This window comes from Psychroserpens mesophilus (assembly GCF_050617655.1).
GTDB lineage: Bacteria > Bacteroidota > Bacteroidia > Flavobacteriales > Flavobacteriaceae > Psychroserpens > Psychroserpens mesophilus_A.
The window spans coordinates 514650-538444 of sequence record NZ_JBODQC010000002.1 but is presented as its reverse complement, the minus strand read 5'-3'; the positions used below and the strand labels follow the sequence as shown (position 1 = coordinate 538444).

Below are 23795 nucleotides of genomic sequence, written 5' to 3'. Positions count from 1 at the left end.
CATACAATAAAAAAACCACTCAAAACAGAGTGGTTTTTTTTATATAATTTTTTTGATAACTCTGAGTCTGTGAGTATGTGTTTTTTTATCAGTATTGTAAATTCCAGAATGATCCAAACGATCAATACGTACTTTGCCATGAGCATGAATGATATAATTATCTTCCATAATTATGCCAACATGTATAATTTGACCTTCACTATTATCAAAAAACGCTAAATCTCCTGGTTCACTTTCTTCAATAAAACTTAAGGCAATACCTTGAGTCGCTTGCTGTGAAGCATCACGGAGTAAATCGTAGCCATTCAATTTATAAACCATTTGAGTAAACCCAGAACAATCAATACCAAAGGGCGTTTTTCCGCCCCAAAGGTATGGTGCATTTAAATACATGAATGCTGTTTTTATAAGGTTTTCTTTGGGTTGTTTTTTCGAAATAGCATTACCATCGTAAGCATGATTTAATAGATTTAAACCATTTAAGGAAGCGCCAAGCGGAATAGTAGATAACTGCTGACTGTCATCTTCAATATATTCTACCAAATCATTTGATAGCAAATGCGTTTCATTTTTAATAGACTTGTAATTATCTTCTGTAATTTCAAAATACTGTTTGTTATCAATCCAGCCTTCATATTTATCATATGCCAAACGAATTCTACTCCAAGATTTACGTTGTTCTAATACTTTAAAAATTTCACCATACAGCACTTGAGAGACTAACTCACAAGCATCACTAGGTTCAACTCTAAGCGGAACAATACTCAGGTTACAGATTCCGTATTGCATTCAAATAAATTAATTGCGTTCTATTACTACAGCAGAAGCACCACCACCACCATTACAAATAGCTGCAGCTCCAATTTTAGCATTATTTTGCTCTAGTACATTTAACAATGTAATCAAAATTCTAACACCAGAACAACCTAATGGATGTCCTAAAGAAACAGCTCCTCCATTTACATTTACATTACTATCATTAAGGCCTAATAGTTTCATGTTTGCTAGTCCTACAACAGAAAATGCTTCATTAAATTCAAAAAAATCGACATCACTAATTGAAATACCTGCTTTATCCAGTGCTTTTGGCAAGGCTTTGGCAGGAGCAGTTGTAAACCATTTAGGTTCCTGTGCTGCATCTGCATAGCTTTTTATAGTTGCCAGAGGTTTTAATCCTAATTCTTCAGCTTTGTCTTTGCTCATCAATACCATAGCTCCTGCGCCATCATTAATTGTTGAAGCATTTGCAGCAGTTACCGTACCTTCTTTTGTGAAAGCAGGACGTAGTGCTGGAATTTTTTCCATTTTAACGTTCGTATATTCTTCATCTTTTGAAACGATAACTGCATCACCACGACGTTGAGGAACTTCGACTGGGACAACTTCATTATCAAATTTTCCAGCTTCCCAAGCAGCTGCAGAACGTTTATAGGATTGAACTGCAAAAGCATCTTGATCTTCACGAGAAAAACTATATTCTGTTGCACAGGCATCAGCGCAAACTCCCATTGCATTTTTATCGTAAGCATCTACTAAACCATCTTTTTGCATACCATCTTCCAGTGTAGCAGGACCGAATTTAGTTGCAGTTCTTGCGTGATAATAATGTGGAATTAAACTCATGTTTTCCATTCCGCCAGCCACAATAATATCTGCATCTCCTAAAGCGATAGATTGTGCAGCTTGCATTACGGCTTTCATTCCTGAAGCACATACTTTATTTACAGTTGTACAAGGAACGGTATTTGGGATACCAGCATAAATTGCTGCTTGCCTTGCAGGAGCCTGACCAGTACCAGCCTGAACCACATTTCCCATTAATACTTCTTGTACCATTTCTGGTTTTAAATTGATTTTATCTAAAGCGCCTTTGATTGCTGTTGCTCCAAGTTTTGGTGCAGGAACCGTTGACAAAGCACCTAAAAAGCTTCCTATAGGTGTTCTTGCTGCAGAGACAATTACGACTTCTTTACTCATATCTATTCCTTTTGTGTTAATTGATGCAAAATTAATCATTTTTAATAGATTTTTTGCTATCAAATTAAGAACATCAAAAGTTTAATCTATTATATTTTACTACTTTTGAATGAATACAAATCGATATTAATATTCATTAACGTAAAGATCTTTGTATCTCCTTAATATACAATATGGAAGACTTAATTAATAAATGGTATAAGAATCATTCACTTTTGTATAAAGTGCTTTTGTTTTTAAGTACTACTTTTTTAATTGTCTATCTGTTTCCCAAAAGTGGGAAGTTTAAATATAATTTTGATAAAGGTAAACCTTGGCAATCTGAAAACTTGTATGCTCCTTTCGATTTTGCAATTAAAAAATCTTTAGATGAAATTCAAAAAGAAGAAATAGAAATTAAAGATGCGAGTTCCATCTATTTTGATATAAATACTAAGATAAAGACTGAAGTTTTAGAGGTCTATAAAAACCAGTTTGAAGATACATTTTCAGATACGATACCTCATAAAAAAACACTATATGACGTTGGAAAGTCTGCCATAGAGAATCTGTATAAGTATGGCGTGCTTGATGAAAATTATAAATATTCCGAGACTAAAAATGTGATTTTATTAGAAAATCAAAAACAGGTTGCCAGGACTACCTATGACCAATTAACCAAAATCGATGGGTTTAGAAAAATCATTGAAGATGCTTTAGCTAATAACGATTTGTCATCTTATGAAGCCGCTTTTATTTCCTTGTTTTTTGACATCATTACACCAAACGTTTCACTAAATTCATCTCTTACTGAAAATGCCCTTCAAGAAGAATTGAGTAATATTTCTTCAGTAAGAGGTAGTATAGAAAAAGAAACGTTAATTATTTCAAAAGGAGAAATTGTTGAAGGCAATAAATACGATATTTTAAAATCTCTTGAAGCAGAATATGAATCTCAGGTTTGGAATGCATCAAATTATAACTTAGTAATTTTTGCATACGCCTTACTTGTTGCTTTAGCCCTTTTAATGCTTTTGCTTTTTTTACGTAAGTATAGAATTGAAGTCTTTTTAGATAACACTAAAGTCACCTTTATTTTTTTCAATATTTTACTGATGATTCTTTTGACGACTTTGATTATCAATTATAATTCCAAACAGGTTTATGTTATTCCTTTATGTATTTTACCATTGGTATTAAAAGCTTTTTTTGATGCTCGATTAGGATTATTTGCACACGTACTTACAGTATTATTGTTAGGGTTTATTGTTCCTAATAGTTATGAATATATGTTTCTTCAAATTATAGCTGGAATTGTCACCATTTTAACTGTTTCAGAATTATATAAACGCGCTAACTTATTTATTTCTGTTGGACAAATTACACTCATATATATTATTGCATATTTTGCTTTTTTTGTAATTCATGAAGGAAATATTACGAATCTGAAATTAGAAACTTTCGGACTTTTTATATTATGCGGATTAGCAACTTTGTTTGTTCAGCCTTTAATTTATATTTATGAGAAGCTATTCGGATTGGTTTCAGATGTATCACTTCTTGAGCTTTCTGATACCAATACTAAACTTTTGAAGGAATTGTCAAACAAAGCACCAGGTACGTTTCATCATTCGTTAAACGTAGCAAATCTTGCAGAAGCTTCTGCTAATGAAATTGGAGCAAATGCAATGTTAGTTAGAGTAGGAGCTTTATATCATGATATTGGTAAAATGAAATCACCTACTTATTTCACCGAAAATCAAGCGACTGGAATTAACCCTCATGATGAATTATCGTCACGAGAAAGTGCAAAAATTATTATTGATCATGTCATTGACGGCATAGAAATCGCTAAGAAAAATAACTTACCAGATCGTGTTATTGATTTTATACGAACTCACCACGGAACAAGTTTGGTATATTATTTTTATAAGAAAGAAAAAGAAATTGATGACGCTATTTTAGATAGCGACTTTAGATATCCAGGACCAAAACCTTATAGCAAAGAGACTGCTATTTTAATGATGTGTGATAGTGTTGAAGCTGCTTCTAAGAGTTTAAAGGAACCTTCTTCTACAAAAATTGATAAGTTTGTTGAGTCTATTATAACAAAACAAATGGATGATGAACAATTTTTGAATGCGAATATTACATTTAAAGAAATACAATCCATTAAGAAGGTTCTTAAAACTAAGTTAGCCAACATCTTCCATTTAAGGATTGAATATCCTGAATAAAATTTTGATAAAAAATATAAAAAAATAGTTGCGTTCTTAGTATTGAAAAGTTACATTTGCAACCGATTTTGAAACAAGTTCTTTAAAATTAATGGAGAGTTGCCAGAGTGGTTAATGGAGCAGTTTGCTAAACTGTCGACGGGTAACTGTCGCGCGGGTTCGAATCCCGCACTCTCCGCATTTATTGAAGTAATTGATAACCTTTCGGAGTGTAGCGTAGCCCGGTTATCGCGCCGCGTTTGGGACGCGGAGGTCGCAGGTTCGAATCCTGCCACTCCGACTTTTAAGGGTTTTAAAGAAAACCAAAAACCCACAAAAAATAGCCAAATACCTTATAAACAAAGGATTTGGCTATTTTCACAAAACAAACCCACTTAATGTAAAAGTGAGTTTATAGGTGAGTGATTCGGTGAGCTCACCAAGACATAAGAATTTTTTGAAAGTGATTTGATTTTCGTGTTACGAACATTTTGTTCAACCAAAACACTTTCAAGATGAAAACTTCAACCACCTTTGGCGTAACATTCTTTACACGCCTAAATTCCAAAAAGACAGACAATGCCTTAATCTTTGTTCGTATTACTGTTAATGGTAAACGTTCCGAAATCAGTTTAAAACGAAATGTTTCGCAAAAACTGTGGGACAAAAACAAAGGGAAAGTAAAAGGCAATACCACAGAGGCAAGAGCTTTAAACAACTACATCCAACAAGTTAGAAACAAACTATACGATAGTTATAGTGAACTTCAGAGAGAAGGAAAACTAATAACTGTAGCCACAGTTAAATCCCGTTATCTGGGAACAGACGAACAGCATAGAACCCTTTTACAGTTGGTAAGCTATCATAACAAGACAATGAAAACAGTTCTTAAACCTGGAACACTCAAAAACTACAGGACGACTGAAAACTATCTAAAAAAGTTTGTCAAGAAAATATACAAAGTTGAAGATATACAATTAAAGCAGCTTAACTATGCCTTTGTAATCGATTTTGAGCAGTATTTACATAAACTTCCCAACCTCAACAATAATGGCTTAATGAAACATATAGAACGCTTTAAAAAGCTCTGTAAATTGGGTGTAAAGTTGGAATGGTTGGAAAAAGACCCAGCTATAAATTACCAACTACATTTTGATAAAGTGGAACGGGATTATCTAACTGAAGAAGAACTCAACATTTTGGAAACTTCAATTCTGGAGAAACAAACCCATAAAATAGCAAGGGATATTTTTGTGTTTTCCTGTTACACAGGTCTGGCGTATTGTGATGTGTTTTCTCTTACCCAAGAACATATTGTTTTAGGTATAGATGGTGACAAATGGATTAGCACACAACGTGAGAAAACAGCAACAAAAGTACGAGTGCTTTTATTGGATACAGCTTTGACAATCATAGAGAAATATAAGGATTATCCCAAATGTGTTGAAGCAGGAAAATTACTTCCGGTATATTCCAATCAAAAGATCAATCAGTATATAAAAGAAGTAACTAAAAAACTGAAAATAGAGAAGCATTTAACTTTCCACATCGCTAGACACACTTTTGCAACTACAGTAACTTTAAGTAACGGCGTTCCCATAGAAACGGTTTCAAAATTATTAGGTCATACAAAAATTGCAACTACTCAAATTTATGCAAGAGTTATTGAAAGAAAAGTAAGTGAAGATATTAATGCTTTAAAGATTAAGATGATTAATAAAAACAATCAAAAGATTCATTCTAAATCAAAATAAAATAATACAGTATATTTGAGTACAAAATCTACTCAAAATGTATCCACAATCTTCAATAAAAAGTCTTACAATAGTTGACTTGGTCGAAATTATTGGTGATATACCACAAGAAGAAAATGGATTACATGTTCATTTATCAAAAAATAAGTTTAAAGAAATTCCTATAGGTTATCCTTTTAGAGGTAATTCTTATGCGTTTTTAATAGTAGTTAAGGGAAGTTTAAAAATCCAATTAAATCTACTGAAATATACTATAAAAAATTCAGAGATAATAGTTATAAATCCACAAACGGTTACTCATATTCAAGAAATGAGCAAAAATCTTGAAATAGCAACTATTAGCTTTAATGTTGATTTTATATTGAGAAACTCAATTAACAAAAATGATATTGATACTTTAGACTTTTTTACGGCAAATAGTATCCCCAAGTTAAAATTATCTAAGGAGGATTTAAAAACGTTTATTTCTGTTTCAAAAATTTTAGAAAAAAATAATCGACTTGGAAAAAATAACCCATATAATAATGAGATAATAACTCATAGTTTTAACTTATTAATGTATCATTACGCTTCATTATTAAAGATACAGTTTCCTAATCTAGAAGCAAATTTAACAAGACAGGAAAAATTAGCACTTCGTTTTTTGAAATTGTTAAATGAAAATTTTAAGCAAGAACGAACAGTTCAATTTTATGCAGATATTTTATGTTTAACACCTGGTTATTTGTCTAAGGTTTTAAAAATTATTTCAAAAAAAACAGCAAGTCAATTAATTGATGAAGCGGTAATAATGGAGGCAAAACTACTGTTAAAAAATCAAACCTTATCAATCTCGGAAGTTGCAAACGAGCTTCAATTTAGTGACCAATCTTTCTTTGGTAAATATTTCAAAAAACACACGGGTTACTCACCTTCTAAGTTCAGAGAGATTAAGTTTAAAAGTTAAGTTTTGACCAACAAACTTCCTTAATAGTGCATTTTTTTTATTTTTTTTAATAAAAATAACTGATTTTGACCAATTTTTCCCTTTTGTAAACCTGTTCTAATTATATCAATAATAGGACTTTTGTAACCTATTATTATAAAATTATAGCAATAAATATGAAGCAAATTATCACCTTTACAACTTTGGCTTTATTATTAGTAGGTTGTTCAGAAAAAAAGGAAACTGTAAAAGAAGTTGTGATTCCCAAGGTCACTGTTAAAAAAATTAATTCAACAGTAGAAAAAGAATCCCTAACATATAGTGGAACCATTGAAGCAGATAACACAGTATCTTTAGGTTTCTCAGTTCCCGGTAGAATTTCAAAAGTTTATGTTCAAGAAGGCCAAAAAGTAAACAAAGGGCAGTTACTAGCAACAATAGACCAAACCACCTATAAAAATGCATTTGATATAGCAAATGCAGGCTTAGAACAAGCAAATGATAACTTCAAAAGATTAAATAGTTTATATCAAAAAGGTAGTTTGCCAGAACGCGATTTTATTGCAGTTAAAGTGGCTGTAGCCCAAGCAAACGCAAACAAAAATTTAGCAGCAAAAAATTTAGCAGACACTAAACTTTATGCCCCTTTTTCTGGAATGATTACAGCTAAAATGACAGAAATAGGTGCTACAGCAGCACCTGGTGTTCCTGCTTTTACTGTAATGAAAATAGATAAAGTATATGCTAAGGCTTCTATTACTGAATCTGAAATATCTAAACTCAAAATAGGTACAGACGCTAAAGTTGAAATCTCTTCATTAAATGAAACTTTTAATGGTAAAGTAGCTATTGTAAATCCAAGTGCAGATGCTGTAACCAGAACTTTTAATGTAAAAGTTCGCCTTGACAATAAGGAAGATAAACTATTACCAGGAATGATTAGTAATATAAAAATCAATACAGGTAATACTGTAGATGTTATTACAGTTCCTTCAGAAAGTATTATAAGAGATGCTAACAATATACTATATGTATTTGTCATAAAGGAAAATAAAGCCATTAAAAAAAGGGTGTCTCTTGGTGGTTTTAAAGGAAATGAAGTAATAGTTACCAAGGGCTTGTCAATAGGTGATTCGGTTGTAATCGCAGGAAACAAAAATTTAAAAGACGGGCAAACAGTGTCTCTATAAAAGAACTGAATAAGATGATGAAAAAAGTAAAAATAAACTTTATAGAGGCTGCAATGAAATACCGTCAGGTAACCATTGTACTTACGATATTGTTAATGATTTTGGGAATATATGCTTTAGCGACTATGGCTCGAAGTGAAGATCCACAAATTACGGTTCGTAAAGGTTTGGTAATAGCAGCTTTTCCTGGCGCAGACGAGTTGCAGGTAGAACAACAATTAACCAATCAGATTGAACAGTTTTTATTTGGTTTTGAGGAGGTTAGAAAGGAAAAAACAATATCAGAAACCAAAGAAAGCCAAGTGGTTATCACTGTAGAATTGAATGAAAATGTCATAGATACTGATGGTTTTTGGGCGACTTTACAACATGGTTTAAATACCACATTTAGGCAAAATTACACACTTCCTCAAGGAATGATTGGCCCAATAGTAAATAGTGACTTTGGAGATGTTGTAGCTCAAATGATAACAGTTTCCGCACCAGGACGTAGTTATGCGGAAATTGAAACGTATTTAGATGAGTTAGAAGATGGTTTAAAAACCATTAACGAAACATCAAAAATAAAACGTTATGGAGGACAAAAACAGCAGATTTACGTAACGGTACAGGACGAAAAAATGAAACAGTATGGTTTCGATTTTTCAACTATTGCTCAAGTTATTCAAATGCAAAATAATACTGGATATTCTGGTGGTATTACTTTAGAAGATTCTGAGGTCTCTGTTTTTGCCAAAAATCAATATAAAAATGAAGCTGATTTAGGTAATCAAATTGTGTATAGTAGTCCAGATGGTAAAGTGGTTCGCTTAAAAGATGTGGCATCTATTGAACGTCGTTACGAAGAAGTGTCAAGCTTTATTAAAGTTGATGATCAAAAAGTAATGATGTTAACTGTAGAGATGCAACCAGGTAATAACATCGTCCAATTTGGAGAGAAAATAACAGAAAAAATCAATGAAGTAAAAAAACAATTACCTCAAGATGTTCAAGTTACTACTATTGTAGATCAGCCTTCAGTTGTAAAAGGAAGTATTAGCCACTTTATGCTAGAATTTGTTATTGCAATTGTAGCAGTAATTATTGTAGTAATTCTGTTATTACCATTCAGGGTGGCAATAGTTTCGGCAGTGGCATGTCCAATAGCTATTGTTATAACATTTGGAGTTTTAAATGTTATTGGTATAGAGATTCATCAGGTAACATTAGCAGCCTTAATTATAGTATTGGGTATGGTAGTGGATAATGCCATTGTAGTTGTAGATAATTACATCGAAAAATTAGATGAAGGAGAAGATAGATGGACAGCTGCTTGGCAAAGTGCTACTCAATTAATGGTGCCAATTTTTACAGCAACCATGGCAATTATTTTTGCTTTCTTACCATTAGCTTTTTTCTTAAATGGCTTAGCTAAGGAATTTATACAAGCTTTACCTATTGCTGTTGCTGTTGCACTATTTGCTTCGTTGTTAGTAGCATTATTGTTAACACCATATATGTGCTATGTCTTTATAAAAAAAGGATTAAAACACAAGGTAAGTGATGGAGATAAAAAAAGTATGTTAGATAGGTTGCAGCATGTATTTAACAATGCACTAGATTATAGCTTTAGATGGCCAAAAGCAACATTATTTATTGGTTTTTTATCTATTGTATTAGCAGTTTTAGTAGCAATGGGATTAGACCAAGAGTTATTTCCAACTGCAGAAAGAAATCAGTTTAACATAGAAGTTTGGTTACCTAATGGAGGAAATTTAAAACAAACGGAAGATGTAGTAACACGTGTTGAGAATGAAATAAAAAAAGATGAGAGAGTCTTAGGTGTTGCAAGTTTTGTTGGTACGAGTTCCCCAAGATTTCATTCTACGTATGCACCAGAATTTCCTCGTAAAAACTTTGCCCAAATATTTATCACTACAACAGGTAAAGAAGCTACACAAGAATTGGCAGATGAATACATTAAAAAATTCGAAGGTTTTGTTCCAGATGGTTATATACGTATAAGGCAACTTTCAATGAAAGAAACACCAGCACCTGTTGAAGTAAGAATTGTAGGTGAGGATTTAAACAAGCAAAAACAAGTAGCTGAGCAAGTAAAAACAATTTTAGAAGATGCACAAGGTACAAACTGGGTAAGAACATCGTATCAAGATGATTATTATGGAGTAAAAGTAAATTTAAATGACGATAAGGCAAATCGTTTAGGAGTAACAAATGCAATGGTTTCGCAAACTTTGGGAGCAGGCTTAAAAGGATATCCAGTTTCTACGTTATATGAAGGAGATAAAGCTATTGATATTCTTTTACGTTTTGATGCTGAAAACCGTGAAAATTTTAACGATTTAGGAGCTTTAAACATACCTACAGTATTTGGTACAAAAGTGCCTTTAAGAGAAGTGGCAGACATTACACCTGAATGGCATACAGGAGCCATTACACATAGGAATGGTTTAAGAACATTAACGGTTAGAGCTGAAGCACAATTGGGTATAAAAGCTGCCACAATACAGAATGATATTATGCCTAAAATTAATGCATTACAATTACCAGACGGCATATCAATCAACTATGGAGGTGAGTACGAAAGCACTAATGAAACTGCACCACACATGATGGCATCTTTAGGTATAAGTTTAATACTCATCTTTTTAGTGCTTTTATTTCAATTTAAGGATTTTACAAAAGTATTAATTGTTTTAGCAACATTTCCGTTGAGTTTATTAGGAGCATTCTTGGGGCTGTTACTTACAGGTAATCCAATTGGTTTTACGGCTTTTATGGGAATTATCAGTTTAATAGGTATCGTAGTAAGAAACGGAATTATTTTGGTGGATTATGCAGATGAGTTGGTGTTAGAACACGGTTATACCGTAAAAGCTGCGGCTAAAGCTTCAGGTAAAAGACGAATGCGTCCAATCTTTTTAACATCTGCAGCAGCAGCTATTGGTGTTGTACCTATGATTATTGGTAAATCACCACTATGGGCACCTTTAGGAAGTGTATTAGCAGTTGGTTTAATAGTTTCTATGGTATTAACCTTATTTATAGTACCTATACTCTATTACAAATTTGCTAATCCGCAACCAGATGAAGTACATCCTCATCCTGATGCAGAAGTATTTGAAACCATTTTGTATAAACCTAAAAAGAAGAGTAGAACACTTCGCAAATTAGAAGTGATGAAGCATAAATTAAAAAAACGAATCAAGAAATAAAGAAAAAGGCTATAGAACTACTGTTTTAAAAGATTAATAGCAATTTACCCCTTTTAAATAAGACAGTAGTTTCTATAGTTGTTTTAGAAAAACTTAAAACAAATTATGAGTACACATAAATATACGCTATCACTAGTTTTTTTGTTGGTTTTCACCACTTTTCACCAGGCTATAGCCCAAGATAGGTTGTTGAGTTTAGAAGAAGCAAAGTCAATGGCCTTATCTAATAATAAAAAAATTAAAAAAGCAGATAAGACCATTGAAGCAGCTAAAGCTGCAAAGGCATCGGTTTATGCATCAGACAAACCCTTCGTAGAGGCAAGCGGTATGGGAGTTCATGTTGGAGACCCAATAAATACATTACTGCCAGAGTTTTTCGCAAACGCCTCTTTAGGAGTAACTCAAGTAATTTATGCAGGTGGTAAAATAAACACGGCTAAAAAAATGAGTTCTACAGCAGTGGATTTGTATACTTCACAAAAAGAACTAACAGATAGCGAAGTGCTTTTAGATGTTGAAACAACGTATTGGCAAATAATAAATGTAAAAAGCAAAGTAGAGCTAGCTAATAAATATAAAGCGTTATTAACAGAATTATTAAAAGATTTAACTAACTCATACAATGCCGGTATTATATATAAAAACGATGTTTTACGTGTACAAGTACAATTAAACCAGGCAGAACTAGATTTAACAAAGGCAAATGATGGGCTTAAACTGCTAAAGCTGAAGATGGCACAATTAACAGGTATGCCCAACATAGATTTTTTAGTAAAGGACACTATTAGTAATAATGTTATTTTATTAGATGAAGTTTCACAATCAACAGCAATTGATAATAGACCAGAAATAAAAATGCTTAAAAAAGCTGTTGAGATTGAAGAGTTACAATCTAAAATTTTAGAAGCTGATAGAAAGCCAACAATTGGGCTTAATGTAAGCGGAATCTATGCTAACGGCAAACAAATTAATTTCACAGATGGAAGTAATGATTTAACCTCTTACTACGGTTTGTTAAATGTCAACATACCCATATTTGATTGGGGAAGCAGAAAGCAAAAAGTGAAAGAACAAGAATTTAAAGTTGAAGCACAAAAATTAGAATTGGAAGAAACCGAAGAATTATTGTCACTTCAAATTCAAAATGCCTATTTAGAGCTTCAACAGGCAATACAAAAAGTTGAAATTACAGAAAAATCATTACAACAAGCTGATGAAAATTTAAGATTAAATCAAGATCGCTTTGATGCTGGAACCGTAACAGGAAAAGATGTTTTAGAAGCTCAAGTGCTCTGGCAGCAAGCATATTCAGACGTTATAGATGCTAAGGCAAATTATAGAATTAATGAAGCCAATTATAAAAAAGCAATTGGAGATTTTAAATAAATACAGATTAACCTTAAAAATAAATAAAATGGAAAAAAAATCACAAAAACCAATTAGAGTAAGAATAGCTGAAAAACTAATAAAAGATCAACAAGAATTAGACCATTTAGCGGTTCAAGTTTCTCTTGGTAAAGCAGAAATGAATGATGAATTTAAAAAGGCAAAAGCAGATTTAAAGAAAAATATTCATGAAGTTAAAATTGAACTAGCTCACGAACTTAAAGAAACAGAGGTGTTTATAAAAAACAATTTAGAAAAAATTGAAGAACACTTAGATGAAGATGTTACTTATTCAAAAGAAGCTTTTGAAACGCAAAAGAAAAATATTGTTAATGCTATTAATGATGCGAAGAAAAGTATTAAAAATAGCCCTCAAACTAAAAGAACAAATCAATTATTTAATGCTATTTCTCAAAAATCCAAGTTACAACTAGAACTTTTGGAAAAAAACATATCAGGAAAAAAAGTTGAACTAACACAAGAATATAAGAATAGTATGGAAGCAGCTACCGAAAAATTCAAAGAATTTGCTTCAAAACTTGATGAGGAAAAAGAACAGGCTACAGAAAAGTTGGACAACTTTAAAAAAGAAGTAGCACAATCTTACAAACATTTAAAAAAAGCGTTTAAGTCTCTATAATAAAAAACAATCCTTGTCATTAAAACGTCAAGGGTTGTTTTAAAATAATAAAATGAGTAAACTAGGTTTAGCACTTTCTGGAGGCGGTATTCGTGGTATGGCACATCTTGGCGTGTTACAGTATTTAACAGAGTTAGGCATAAAACCTTCTGTTATTTCTGGTACAAGCGCAGGTGCTTTAGTTGGAGCATTTTATGCAGCAGGCTTTGAGCCTAAACAAATTTTTAAAATAGGAAAATCTGAAAAATTCTTTAATTATTCAAGCCTATTTAAACGACAAGGTGTAGGATTATTTTCAACAGATATATTCGAGAATATAATTAAAAAACATATTGCTCAAGAAACGTTGGAGTCATTAGAAATTCCATTATTCATCACAGCAACAGATTTAAATAACGGAAAATTAAAAATTTTTAATGAAGGTTCGTTAGCCACAGCTGTAAAAGCTTCTTGTTGTGTTCCATTGGTTTTTCAACCTGTTTTATTTGAAGGAATCTACCTTAGTGATGGTGGTATTTTAAATAATTTTCCTGTAAATATTTTAGAAGGTAAAGTCGATAAAATTATTGGCGTCAATGTAAATCGCATAAACACCATAGAAGGTAAAATAGGTTATAAACAAATTATTGAAAGAACAGTTCAAATAGCAATTGACAACTCTGTAGAAACTCAAAAATATAAATGCGATGTATATATAGAACCACCAAGTATTAGAGACTATGGAATTTTCGATTTCAAAAAAGCAGATGAAATATACCAGACTGGGTATGTTTATGCTAAAGAAAAAAAGAATGAATTGTTACGTTTCCTTGATTAATTTATTTTCTATTGAAAACAAACAAATAGAATTTTGTATGAAAACTTTTTTTTCTTTTTTCTTTTGCTTTTTTATTAATTCCATCCTCTTTTCACAGGAAAATTACCCAGTACCTGAAAAAACAGCATCAAGACTTTTTTATATACAACATAGTAATAACTATAATACTTATGTATATGATGCAAATATGGAAGGAGATTTTATTAGCACTGAGAATCCAATTAATGAGTATAGAATAGTCTATACAGAAGACGGTGCTAAAAAACCATTGAATAAAATTCAAAAGCAATTTGCTTACGGAATGATTACGAAATTAATTGCGCCAAATCTTATAGAAATGCATTTGGCAGCATCATCAAAGTTAAAATTCTATCTCACTTTTAGTGATAAAGAAAAACCTAGAGTTTATGTAACTATAAACAAGTGTAAACTATACTTAGATAGCATGTTTGTTCAACTTAAAGAAGGTTCAACTTCCCTAAAAACAAAAGCTAAATATGTTTTGTTCTCAGGAAAAGACTTTATTACCGGCGAAAATGTAGTAGAAAAATTAATAGTAAAATAACTTCAAAATTCTATGAAGTTATCTAAGACATAATAACAAAACCATATGATAGAATTTTACAACAACTATAAGCAGTCCATTTTTTATATGTTTATCGTAATTGCTGTGGTGGTGTTTTTACTTTTTTTAACAAAATTATTGCACAATAAACTTGAAAAGCTAGCGCTTAAAAAATACCCTAATGAAGACCCAAAAACAATCCATTTAACCAAACGTATTTTAAATGCACTTTGGATCGTCTTAGGGATTATGGCTCTTGCTTTTATTTTTATCGATGAAGAACATTATAAGACGGCCACAACCAATTTTTTCCTTGTCTTGTATTTGGGTGTTATTGCAGTGCTAACCCTAGTAATAGCCTCTTTTGTGCAATTATGGTTTTCTAAAAAAATAAAAGAAAAGACAGCACAACAACAAGATGCTACAAGTTATAAGTTTTTAAGGTATGTAGCAATTGTTTGTGTTTACTTTCTTGGAACATTATTAGCAATACTAGCTTTTCCATCATTAAGAGATATAGCTCAAACCGTTTTAAGTGGAGCAGGTATTATTGCTATTATAGCTGGAGTTGCTTCTCAAGAAGCACTAGCAAACCTTATAGGCGGTTTTTTTATTGTTTCGTTTAAGCCTTTTAAGATAGGAGATATTATTAAGGTAGATCAAACCATGATAGGTACCGTTACCGACATTACATTGCGCCATACTGTAATTAGAGATTATGAAAATAAGATGATAGTAATTCCTAATGCCATTATAAACAAAGAAAAATTAGTCAATTATGATTTAGGGGAACGCAAGTGTTGTCAATGGATTGAAATAGGTATTTCTTATGACAGCGACATCGATTTGGCAAAACATATCATAAGAGAAGAATGTGAAAGCCATCCATATTTGATAGACAATAGAAGTAAATTAGATAAATATAATAATGAAAAAAAAGTAAAGGTACGTGTTATTGGTTTAAATGATTCTGAGGTTACTTTAAGAGCTTGGGCTTGGGCAAACAATTTTGAAGAAGCATTTGCAATGAAATGTGATCTCTACGAAAGTGTTAAGAAACGTTTTGATAAAGAAGGTATAGAAATACCGTTTCCACATCGCACTTTGGTTTTTAAAGATAAGGTCTCACAAACAACACAAAGCTCAAGTTAAATCTATAATAGGCAAAACAAAACATATAAATCATAATGGGAAATAATACTAATAAAATAACTAGAACTATTAAAATAGCTTCGGTACTCTCAAAATATGGGTTCGAAGATATTATTTCACATAGTAGTATTGACAAGATAATACCTAAGAAATTTATTCATGCAAATGAAAAAATAGATAGAATAAAATCACTTTCTGTTTATGCACGTATTAGAATGGCTATTTCAGATTTGGGACCAACTTATATAAAATTAGGGCAATTATTTAGTGATAGAGATGATTTATTACCCTCAGAACTTACCGCAGAATTAAAAAAACTTCAAAATAATGCTGGCGAAGATTTTATAAATGTAAGAGAAAAAATAGGTAAAGAATTACAAATTAACCCAGATGATTTTTTTGAATCTATAGATGAAAAACCTTTTGCAACAGCTTCAATATCCCAAGTTTTTAAAGCGCAATTAAAAACAGGAGAAAAAGTAGTCTTAAAAATAAAAAGAGAAAAAATTCAAGAAATAATAGAAGCAGATCTTTTAATAATGAAAGACCTTGCCAAAATACTCGAAAACTATAATGCAGAAAGTAAGAAGATAAATTTATATAAAATTGTTCATACGTTTGAAAAATCAATCCATACAGAACTTTCATTCTTGCAAGAATTCGATAATATTGAACGTTTCAGAAAAGATTTTCAAGAAGATGAAAACTTGTATGTGCATAAAACATTTAAGCATTTGTCTAATAATAATATTCTGTGTTTAGAATTTATAGAAGGCATTAAGATTACGGACATATCTTCACTAGAAAATCAAGGGTTTGATACTAATCAAGTAGCTATGGTAGGCTTTGATATGTATATGCAACAAGTATTAAAGAATGGTTATTTTCATGCAGACCCACATCCAGGAAACATTTTTGTAACATACAAAGGAGAGATTTCTTTTATAGATTTTGGTATTATGGGAAGGTTAATGCCTTCAGATATCGAGCATATCGAAGATTTCTTACAATATCTTATAAATAAGGATGCTAAAAAATTAATATCTACGCTAAAAAAAATAGCGGTATCATATTCTGTAAAAAATCAAAAACAATTAGAACGAGATGTTTATCAAATTTTTGAAATTGTGGATGAGTCTTCATTAAATAAAATTGATTTAACCTTAATTATAAAAAAATTAAAAGAAATATTTAAACAAAATGAAGTAGAGTTTCCTGATTACGTTTATCTTTTAATGAAAGGGATTGCATTAATTGAAGGTATAGGTAGAAAATTAAACCCAAATATTAATGTTTATCAAATAATAGAACCATATGCTATTGAAGTTATCCAAAAAAAACTTTCCCCAAAATATAACTTTTTTAAAGGTATAAAAAGACTACAAAATGTTTCAGAACTTCTAGGGGATTTACCTAATGAAATACAATCTATAGTTCACAAAATTAAAGAGAACGATATAGAAGTATCGCACAAGATAAAAGGTATTGAGTTAGTTGCAAGTACAGTAGATCGTCTAGTAATAGCAATAATTTTAGCAGCACTTTCAATTGGTTCTGCAATACTAGTATTAGCAGACATGCCCCCTAAAATTTACAACATACCTGTTCTAGGTTTTTTAGGTTTTACAATTTCATTACTTCTAGGGATATACATAGTTATTTCAATGTTGAAAAAGGATAAATCATAGGTGTAATATTACATATAACTTATGAAAGAAAATACCAACATATCTCAAATAGTAAATAACATTAAGGATTATACTTTTGAAATTATAGATAAAGAATCTGATAAAAATTTATACACTACAATTAGTAGAGTGTATAGAATTGAAAAAAATATTAACACAATAATTAAAGAGGATAGAATTGAGAATATTGATATAGATTGTTTATACCTAGCTAATTATGTGTTAAACATAGAACAAGCCACTACAAAAGCTAATACATTAAATTTTAAGGACAGCGAAACATCAATAAATGAAATATTAGATAGTCTTAGATTAAAATTCAAATTAAATAGTGAAACTGTAAATAGAGTAAAGACAATTATTATAGAATCATTTCCTTTTAACGAAACAAAATTATTAGAGTCTAAAATCATTTCAGATGCTAACATCATGGATTTTGCTGGCAGTCAAGGAAGAGATAGGTTAAAAAAAATGTATGAGCAGATGATTTTAAAAGATTTTAAACTATCTAAAAGTAATTGGTACGATACACTTATTGGTATTTTAGATAATTATAAGACAACTACCCATTTTGGTCAAACCCATGTACAGCCATCAATAGATAAGCTTTACAAATCTTTAAGAAAAGAAAGAGAGGATCACAAAAATCATACAAATTTAATTTTACAAAAAGAGTTAAAAATTAGTGATCAAGAAATTAAAAAGTTAAAAAAAGATATAGGTAAAATTAAGGGTAGAGATGATAGAGGCATTCAAACTTTATTCAGAAATACCTCAAGAAACCATTACACCTTAAATAAGATGGTTGACGGAAAAGCACGTATAATGATTACGATAAACTCAATTATACTATCTCTAATATTAGGAGGTATTATAGGTAAATCTTCTAATGAAGTAGTTTTAAATATTCCTTCAATCATTTTTGCGGTAACTAATTTAATATCCATAGCATTTGCTATTATTTCTATAACACCTAATAAAACACAAGGAAACTTTACCGAAGAAGATATAAGAAGTAAAAAAGGAAACTTACTCTATTTCGGAAACTTTCATAACATGCATTATCGTGATTTCGAATGGGCTTTCTTACAATTATTACAAGACAAAGATTATCTGTACACATCAATGATCAAAGATTTCTACTATCAAGGTCAAATCTTGCAGGTAAAAAACAAACTTATTAGAATATCGCTCTATACATTCTTATTAGGTTTGGTAGTAGCAATAGTTTCTCATTTTGTTATTTACTGGTTATGATTTATATACAAGCAAAACAAATTCTTTTTTAAATTTTTAATATGAAGAGAAATAGTAAAAATATCATTTTAGAATATTCTAAGAACAAGTGTTTTAGTCATAAAATATACTTCATAAATGTAATACACCTTTAAATTAAACTCTAACGTATGCTTTACAAAATATCATATGCGTTTTCACTTCTACCGTTAAGACTGTTGTATCTGATATCAGATGTCTGTTATTATTTGTTGTATTATGTTGTAAAATATCGTAGAAAAACGGTATCAGAAAACATTAAGAATTCATTTACCAGTCTAAACAAAAAAGAAAGGCTAATTATTGAGAAAAAATTTTACAGAAATTTCTGCGATAATTTTATTGAGACATTAAAACTTTTGTCGATATCAAAAGAAGAATTGCATAGCAGGATCTCTGTAGATTATTCTGAATTAATAAACATAATATCTCAAAAGAAAAATTGTCATGTTTATTTGGGGCATCAGTTTAATTGGGAATGGGCGAATTTACATATTTCAAGTGTATTAGAAGATAATGTTATAGTTGCTTACAAACCCATAAAAAATAAAAAGTTTAATAGCTTAATGAAGCAAATGAGGAGTCGATTTGGTTCAAAATTGGTTTCATCAAAAAAATTAAAACGAGAGATTGAAAAATTCAAGGACAATCCACATGTATTAGTTTTAGTTGCAGACCAAACCCCAAAAATTTCAATAAAAAGTTTTTGGACAAATTTTTTAAACCAAAAAACAGCCTTTTTAAGTGGAGCCGAACTTTATACGGCATCAAATAAAACCACTTCCTTTTTTGCAAACATTATTCGTTTAGATAGAGGTTATTACAAATTTGTTATAACACCTCTTTTTGATTTTTCAGAACAATATCAAGTTGGATTAATCACACAATTTTATGCCAAAAAATTAGAAGAGTCAATATATAAAAACCCTGAAAACTACCTCTGGAGTCATAGACGTTGGAAACGAAAATATAAAGATGAATATAAAAGGAGATGGATTGGAAATTTATCATAACAAAAAAATAGAGTATGGCTTTTAATAGAAAAAAAATGATTTTAGAACAAGCAGTCAATATGTTTTTTAATTATGGGATCCAGCATATCACAATGGATGATATTGCAAAAAAATGCGGTGTTTCTAAAAAAACAATTTATAAATATTTTGAAACTAAGGATGATTTGTTGCGTCAAGTTATAGAATTACAAATAAAAGAACTAAAAAAAGAAATTTTTGAAAACAAACAAATAAGCGAAAATGCATTACAAGAATTAATACTTTTTTTTGACTATATAAATAAGCTTTCCTTTAACGTATCTGCTTCCTTTGGTAGGGAATTAAAAAAATACTATCCAACAATTTTTTTAGATGTTGTTAAACACAAAAATACTATAGTAATACCTTTTCTTATTGAAAATATCAAAATAGGTAAACTAGAAGGAGTTTATAAAAAAGATATAAATGCTGAAGAAATTTGTGAATCTTTTAATGATATTTCTAAAATTATTTTTTTGGATGGTTTTTTCTACAATCCAGGAACAAACCAAAATACACTTAAGTTTTTAAACTCATTATTTTTACATAGGCTGGTGTCGGTAAAAGGATTAGAAACGTTAAATATGTTTAATAAAAACCCTTTAAAAAAGCATATAAAGAATTATTAGAATAATATTATTGTGGTGAAACTTATGCAAAGTAAATTAGATTTCGTAATTCAATATAGTTGAATAGAATTTTTACTCTTAGCTCATATAAAAACATAAAACCAGAAATGATTAACATTAAAAACAATATTAAAAATAGAGATTAATCATTATCGTAAAAACATACCAATCTTTAATAGAAAACCATAAAATAATTACATGAAAACTTAACTATAATTTTATATTAAAAATCATTAATTAACTTTATATAAGTTAACTAAACACACAAACCTATGAAAACAAAAAAGCTACAACTTTGGTTTGCATTTTCAAGATGATGTTAACAATACAGGATGTGGATATGCCGAATTAACCGATGGTTTACTAAAAAGATGGGATAAAGATCATGATGGATTAATACCTGTAAAATTTGATAATGTTCCTTTTGAGGTTGAAGCTTTAGATGCTATTGAAGATAAATTGGGGTTTACCTTATTTGACAGAACAAGCATAGCCTCAACACCTAACGACCAAGTTTCCAGAGGAATAATTTTTAGCGAAGGTACAGCTTCAGGACCAAATCCAGCAACAGATTGTGGCCATGTATCAGAAGGCGTTGGTACATTCAGTTATCCTTATTACGGAGAAAACACAGAATACTCTTCCGAAAATGTTTATTTAGAATATGACAATGATGGAAACATTATTGGTTATGATTATCCGTTTATAGAATCTGCTTACGATGAGCAAGGCAATATAGTAGGTAAAGTATTAGAAGATACACCTTATATATTCTATGACGATAACCTGGTAATTGGTCTTGTAGCCCAAGAAGAGGAATTAATCTATGATATTGATGGAAATGCCATTTGTACCACACTTTATAATAGGAGTTTGTATGATGCTAATGGAATAGTTATTGGTGCTAATGCTTGGATTTCAGGAGATCAAGAAGATATGGATGGTGGTGCTTATGTAATTAAATTTCGTGTAGTAGAAGATCCTTTCTATGACACTACAGGCCGCATTAATACCGTTCTTTACGTGCACATTGGCTCTGCAGAATGCCAAAATGAAATCACGCTCAATTTAGTGATACATGAGGTTGGGCATGCATTAGGTTTGGGACCTCATTTTGAAGGGTTTGGTTATGGTCCAGCTGTAGATGGCAATTTTTGGAACGTCCTTTATACCCTTTACCATAATCCGGTAGCTAGTGATGAAGATAGTATTGATATTATGCAAATAGAGTTTTAAAAGTTAAGGATTATTTTTTGATACATACTTCTTGAATTTTACAGTTATTTATTGAAGCAATACCAAATGCCTTATTTTGGGTAAATTCAAATAATCACTTGTAATTAAAATGAAGATTTTCACCTTAGTATGCTTTAATGTTATATAGGGGTAAAAGTAGTAGTGCTTTTACTTTTTTTTAATATGACCAGATATGTCAATCTTTTAATGATATTTGAAAATTTTTTTAGTTCTCTGTTCATAGAACTAAAAAAACTTATTATATTTGCACAGAAACAATACATATTTTAATATGGATAATTTAAAACAACGTGTAGAAGATATTGGAGTTGTATATGAGCAATTTGGAAAAACACCCATTGCAAGCAGAGTATTTAGTTTCTTGTTATTAGCCGAACCTTCTTATAAAACATTTGATGAAATTAGAGAGTTTTTAAACGCAAGTAAAAGTGCAGTAAGCAATGCAATAAATGGTCATTTACAAGATGGTACAATTAATTACAAAACATTTAGTGGTGATAGAAAAAGATACTTTTATCTAGATTTAGAAAATTGGAAAATGAGAGTTGAGGAATATGCTAAAAAACTATATGATTTTAACAATGTAATGGAAGATGTTTTAAAACACCGAAGCAATAACGACATAGAATTTAACAACAAGCTGAAAGATGTCATTGATTTTCAGAACTTTTTAAATCAAAAAATTGATGATGCAATTATAAAGTGGAAAGAAAAATAAAAAATTTACACAATAAGTTCTTTTTGTTAAGAACTAAAATAACTATAAATTAATGAATTATATAAGACATACAATTAGTATAATACTAGTATTCGTTTATGGCTTTGGCTTTTCACAAGAAGAAAATTCTAAAACCTATACCATTGATGAGATTGTTCAGCTTGCGCTAGAAAACAATCAAAAACTAAAAGTCTCTAAAAAATCGGTTGATATTGCCAAACAGCAAACCGAAGTCTATAAGCAACTACAATTGCCAAACCTATCTGTTGGTGCAACAGCAATGTATTTGGGTGATATTGAAATTTTGGACACCGATTTTTCAAAATTACAAACCGTAGACATGCCACATTTTGGTAATAACTTTTCCATACAGGCGCAACAATTGCTTTACAAAGGAAACGCTATTAATAATACCATTAAGGTTGGAAATCTTCAAGAAGAATTGGCAAATTTAAGTTTAGAAAACGATGAAATTGGTATTAAATCTTTGGTGATATCCAATTATTTAAACCTTTACAAATTATACAACCAAAAGCAAGTATTTCAAGAAAACATTAAACTTGCCCAAAGACGAATTGATAACGTAACTAGTTTCTACAATCAAGGAATGGTAACACGTAACGAAGTAATCCGTGGTGATTTATTATTAGCATCCTTAAACCAAGCCATAGTAACGATAGATAATAATATATTAATTTTAAACAACCAATTGGTTATTGCATTAGGATTACCAGCAAATACTAAAATTATTCCTGATGAAGAAACGCTAAAACTTAATCCTGCGTTACAAAATATAGAAACATATCAAGATGAAGTAGCAACCAATCATCCACTCATAAGAACTATGGATACACAAAAGGAGCTAGCCGAAACAAGCTTAAATATTACCAAAGCAGATAAACTACCTATTTTGGCAGGTTTTGCCGGCTACAATATGCAACGGCCATTAACCAATTCCTTTCCAATAAACGATGTGTATTTTAATAGTTGGCAAGTTGGTGTATCGTTAACCTATAATATTGAATCGCTTTACAAAAACAAAGCAAAAGAGTCATTAAACAAGCTAAAAGTAGAGCAAGTAACCGAAGCCAAAACGCTTACACAACAAAATTTACAAGTGGCTACACAAGCAGCTTATTTAAAATACAACGAAGCGGTTTCGCAAAAAACAACCTATTTGGAAAGCAAACGTTTGGCCGAAGAAAACTACAAGATTATTGAAAAGAAATATTTAAATCAGTTAGCACTTATTACTGAAATGTTGGATGCTAGCAACTCTAAATTAGAAGCCGAATTACAATATGTAAATTCAGAAATTAATATCCTTCAGGCATACTATAATGTATTAAAAACTGTAGGAACACTATAACCATTACAAAAA

At 30.6% G+C, this 23795-nt stretch carries 19 protein-coding genes and 2 tRNA genes; 19 read left to right on the top strand and 2 right to left on the bottom strand.

What is annotated here, in order from left to right:
• Positions 1-39: 39 nt before the first annotated feature.
• Entirely contained in the window at positions 40-789 is a 750-nt protein-coding gene (locus tag ACRHNM_RS06720) for an NlpC/P60 family protein (protein WP_431134933.1), read from the bottom strand.
• Between the two features lie 9 nt (positions 790-798).
• Positions 799-1977, bottom strand: coding sequence for an acetyl-CoA C-acyltransferase (locus ACRHNM_RS06715; RefSeq protein ID WP_431134955.1), 1179 nt, complete (start codon positions 1975-1977; stop codon positions 799-801).
• A 173-nt stretch (positions 1978-2150) separates the two neighbouring features.
• On the opposite strand from ACRHNM_RS06715, the gene ACRHNM_RS06710 reads away from it, so the two are divergent.
• The 19 genes from ACRHNM_RS06710 to ACRHNM_RS06620 all read left to right on the top strand — a co-directional run bounded on the left by ACRHNM_RS06710 (position 2151) and on the right by ACRHNM_RS06620 (position 23783).
• The gene (locus ACRHNM_RS06710; protein ID WP_431134932.1) at positions 2151-4193 is read left to right on the top strand and encodes an HD family phosphohydrolase; all 2043 of its coding nucleotides are present in this window, start codon (positions 2151-2153) and stop codon (positions 4191-4193) included.
• Between the two features lie 93 nt (positions 4194-4286).
• Positions 4287-4371, top strand: a tRNA-Ser gene (locus ACRHNM_RS06705).
• Positions 4372-4398: 27 nt separating this feature from the next.
• Positions 4399-4473 (top strand) — tRNA-Pro (locus ACRHNM_RS06700).
• A gap of 214 nt (positions 4474-4687) precedes the next feature.
• A complete protein-coding gene (locus ACRHNM_RS06695) occupies positions 4688-5926 on the top strand; it encodes a site-specific integrase (protein ID WP_431134930.1) in 1239 nt (412 codons plus the stop codon).
• 37 nt (positions 5927-5963) lie between these two features.
• Entirely contained in the window at positions 5964-6872 is a 909-nt protein-coding gene (locus ACRHNM_RS06690; RefSeq protein ID WP_431109117.1) for a helix-turn-helix domain-containing protein, read from the top strand.
• A gap of 155 nt (positions 6873-7027) precedes the next feature.
• Positions 7028-8041 carry an efflux RND transporter periplasmic adaptor subunit gene (locus ACRHNM_RS06685; protein ID WP_431134928.1) on the top strand — a complete coding sequence of 338 codons (1014 nt, stop codon included), beginning with the start codon at positions 7028-7030 and terminating at the stop codon, positions 8039-8041.
• 14 nt (positions 8042-8055) lie between these two features.
• Entirely contained in the window at positions 8056-11256 is a 3201-nt protein-coding gene (locus ACRHNM_RS06680; RefSeq protein ID WP_431109119.1) for an efflux RND transporter permease subunit, read from the top strand.
• A gap of 105 nt (positions 11257-11361) precedes the next feature.
• The gene (locus ACRHNM_RS06675; protein WP_431134927.1) at positions 11362-12642 is read left to right on the top strand and encodes a TolC family protein; all 1281 of its coding nucleotides are present in this window, start codon (positions 11362-11364) and stop codon (positions 12640-12642) included.
• 28 nt (positions 12643-12670) lie between these two features.
• Positions 12671-13282: a hypothetical protein gene (locus tag ACRHNM_RS06670; RefSeq protein ID WP_431134925.1), complete on the top strand. Its 612-nt coding sequence runs from the start codon at positions 12671-12673 to the stop codon at positions 13280-13282.
• 52 nt (positions 13283-13334) lie between these two features.
• Entirely contained in the window at positions 13335-14099 is a 765-nt protein-coding gene (locus ACRHNM_RS06665; RefSeq protein WP_431134922.1) for a patatin-like phospholipase family protein, read from the top strand.
• Positions 14100-14136: 37 nt separating this feature from the next.
• Positions 14137-14664: a DUF4833 domain-containing protein gene (locus tag ACRHNM_RS06660; protein WP_036124034.1), complete on the top strand. Its 528-nt coding sequence runs from the start codon at positions 14137-14139 to the stop codon at positions 14662-14664.
• 45 nt (positions 14665-14709) lie between these two features.
• Positions 14710-15816 (top strand): mechanosensitive ion channel family protein, encoded by a 1107-nt coding sequence (locus ACRHNM_RS06655; protein WP_431134919.1) that lies wholly within the window; start codon positions 14710-14712, stop codon positions 15814-15816.
• A gap of 35 nt (positions 15817-15851) precedes the next feature.
• Positions 15852-17504 carry an ABC1 kinase family protein gene (locus ACRHNM_RS06650; protein WP_431134918.1) on the top strand — a complete coding sequence of 551 codons (1653 nt, stop codon included), beginning with the start codon at positions 15852-15854 and terminating at the stop codon, positions 17502-17504.
• Between the two features lie 21 nt (positions 17505-17525).
• Complete coding sequence (locus tag ACRHNM_RS06645) at positions 17526-18761, top strand: Pycsar system effector family protein (RefSeq protein ID WP_431134916.1); 1236 nt, start codon at positions 17526-17528, stop codon at positions 18759-18761.
• A gap of 149 nt (positions 18762-18910) precedes the next feature.
• The gene (locus tag ACRHNM_RS06640; protein WP_431134914.1) at positions 18911-19792 is read left to right on the top strand and encodes a lysophospholipid acyltransferase family protein; all 882 of its coding nucleotides are present in this window, start codon (positions 18911-18913) and stop codon (positions 19790-19792) included.
• Between the two features lie 14 nt (positions 19793-19806).
• Positions 19807-20439, top strand: coding sequence for a TetR/AcrR family transcriptional regulator (locus ACRHNM_RS06635; RefSeq protein WP_431134912.1), 633 nt, complete (start codon positions 19807-19809; stop codon positions 20437-20439).
• Positions 20440-20739: 300 nt separating this feature from the next.
• On the top strand, positions 20740-21675 hold the full coding sequence (locus ACRHNM_RS06630; protein ID WP_431134910.1) for a hypothetical protein: 936 nt from the start codon (positions 20740-20742) through the stop codon (positions 21673-21675).
• 292 nt (positions 21676-21967) lie between these two features.
• On the top strand, positions 21968-22414 hold the full coding sequence (locus tag ACRHNM_RS06625; RefSeq protein ID WP_431134908.1) for a GbsR/MarR family transcriptional regulator: 447 nt from the start codon (positions 21968-21970) through the stop codon (positions 22412-22414).
• A gap of 52 nt (positions 22415-22466) precedes the next feature.
• Entirely contained in the window at positions 22467-23783 is a 1317-nt protein-coding gene (locus tag ACRHNM_RS06620) for a TolC family protein (protein WP_431134906.1), read from the top strand.
• The last annotated feature ends 12 nt before the right edge of the window (positions 23784-23795 follow it).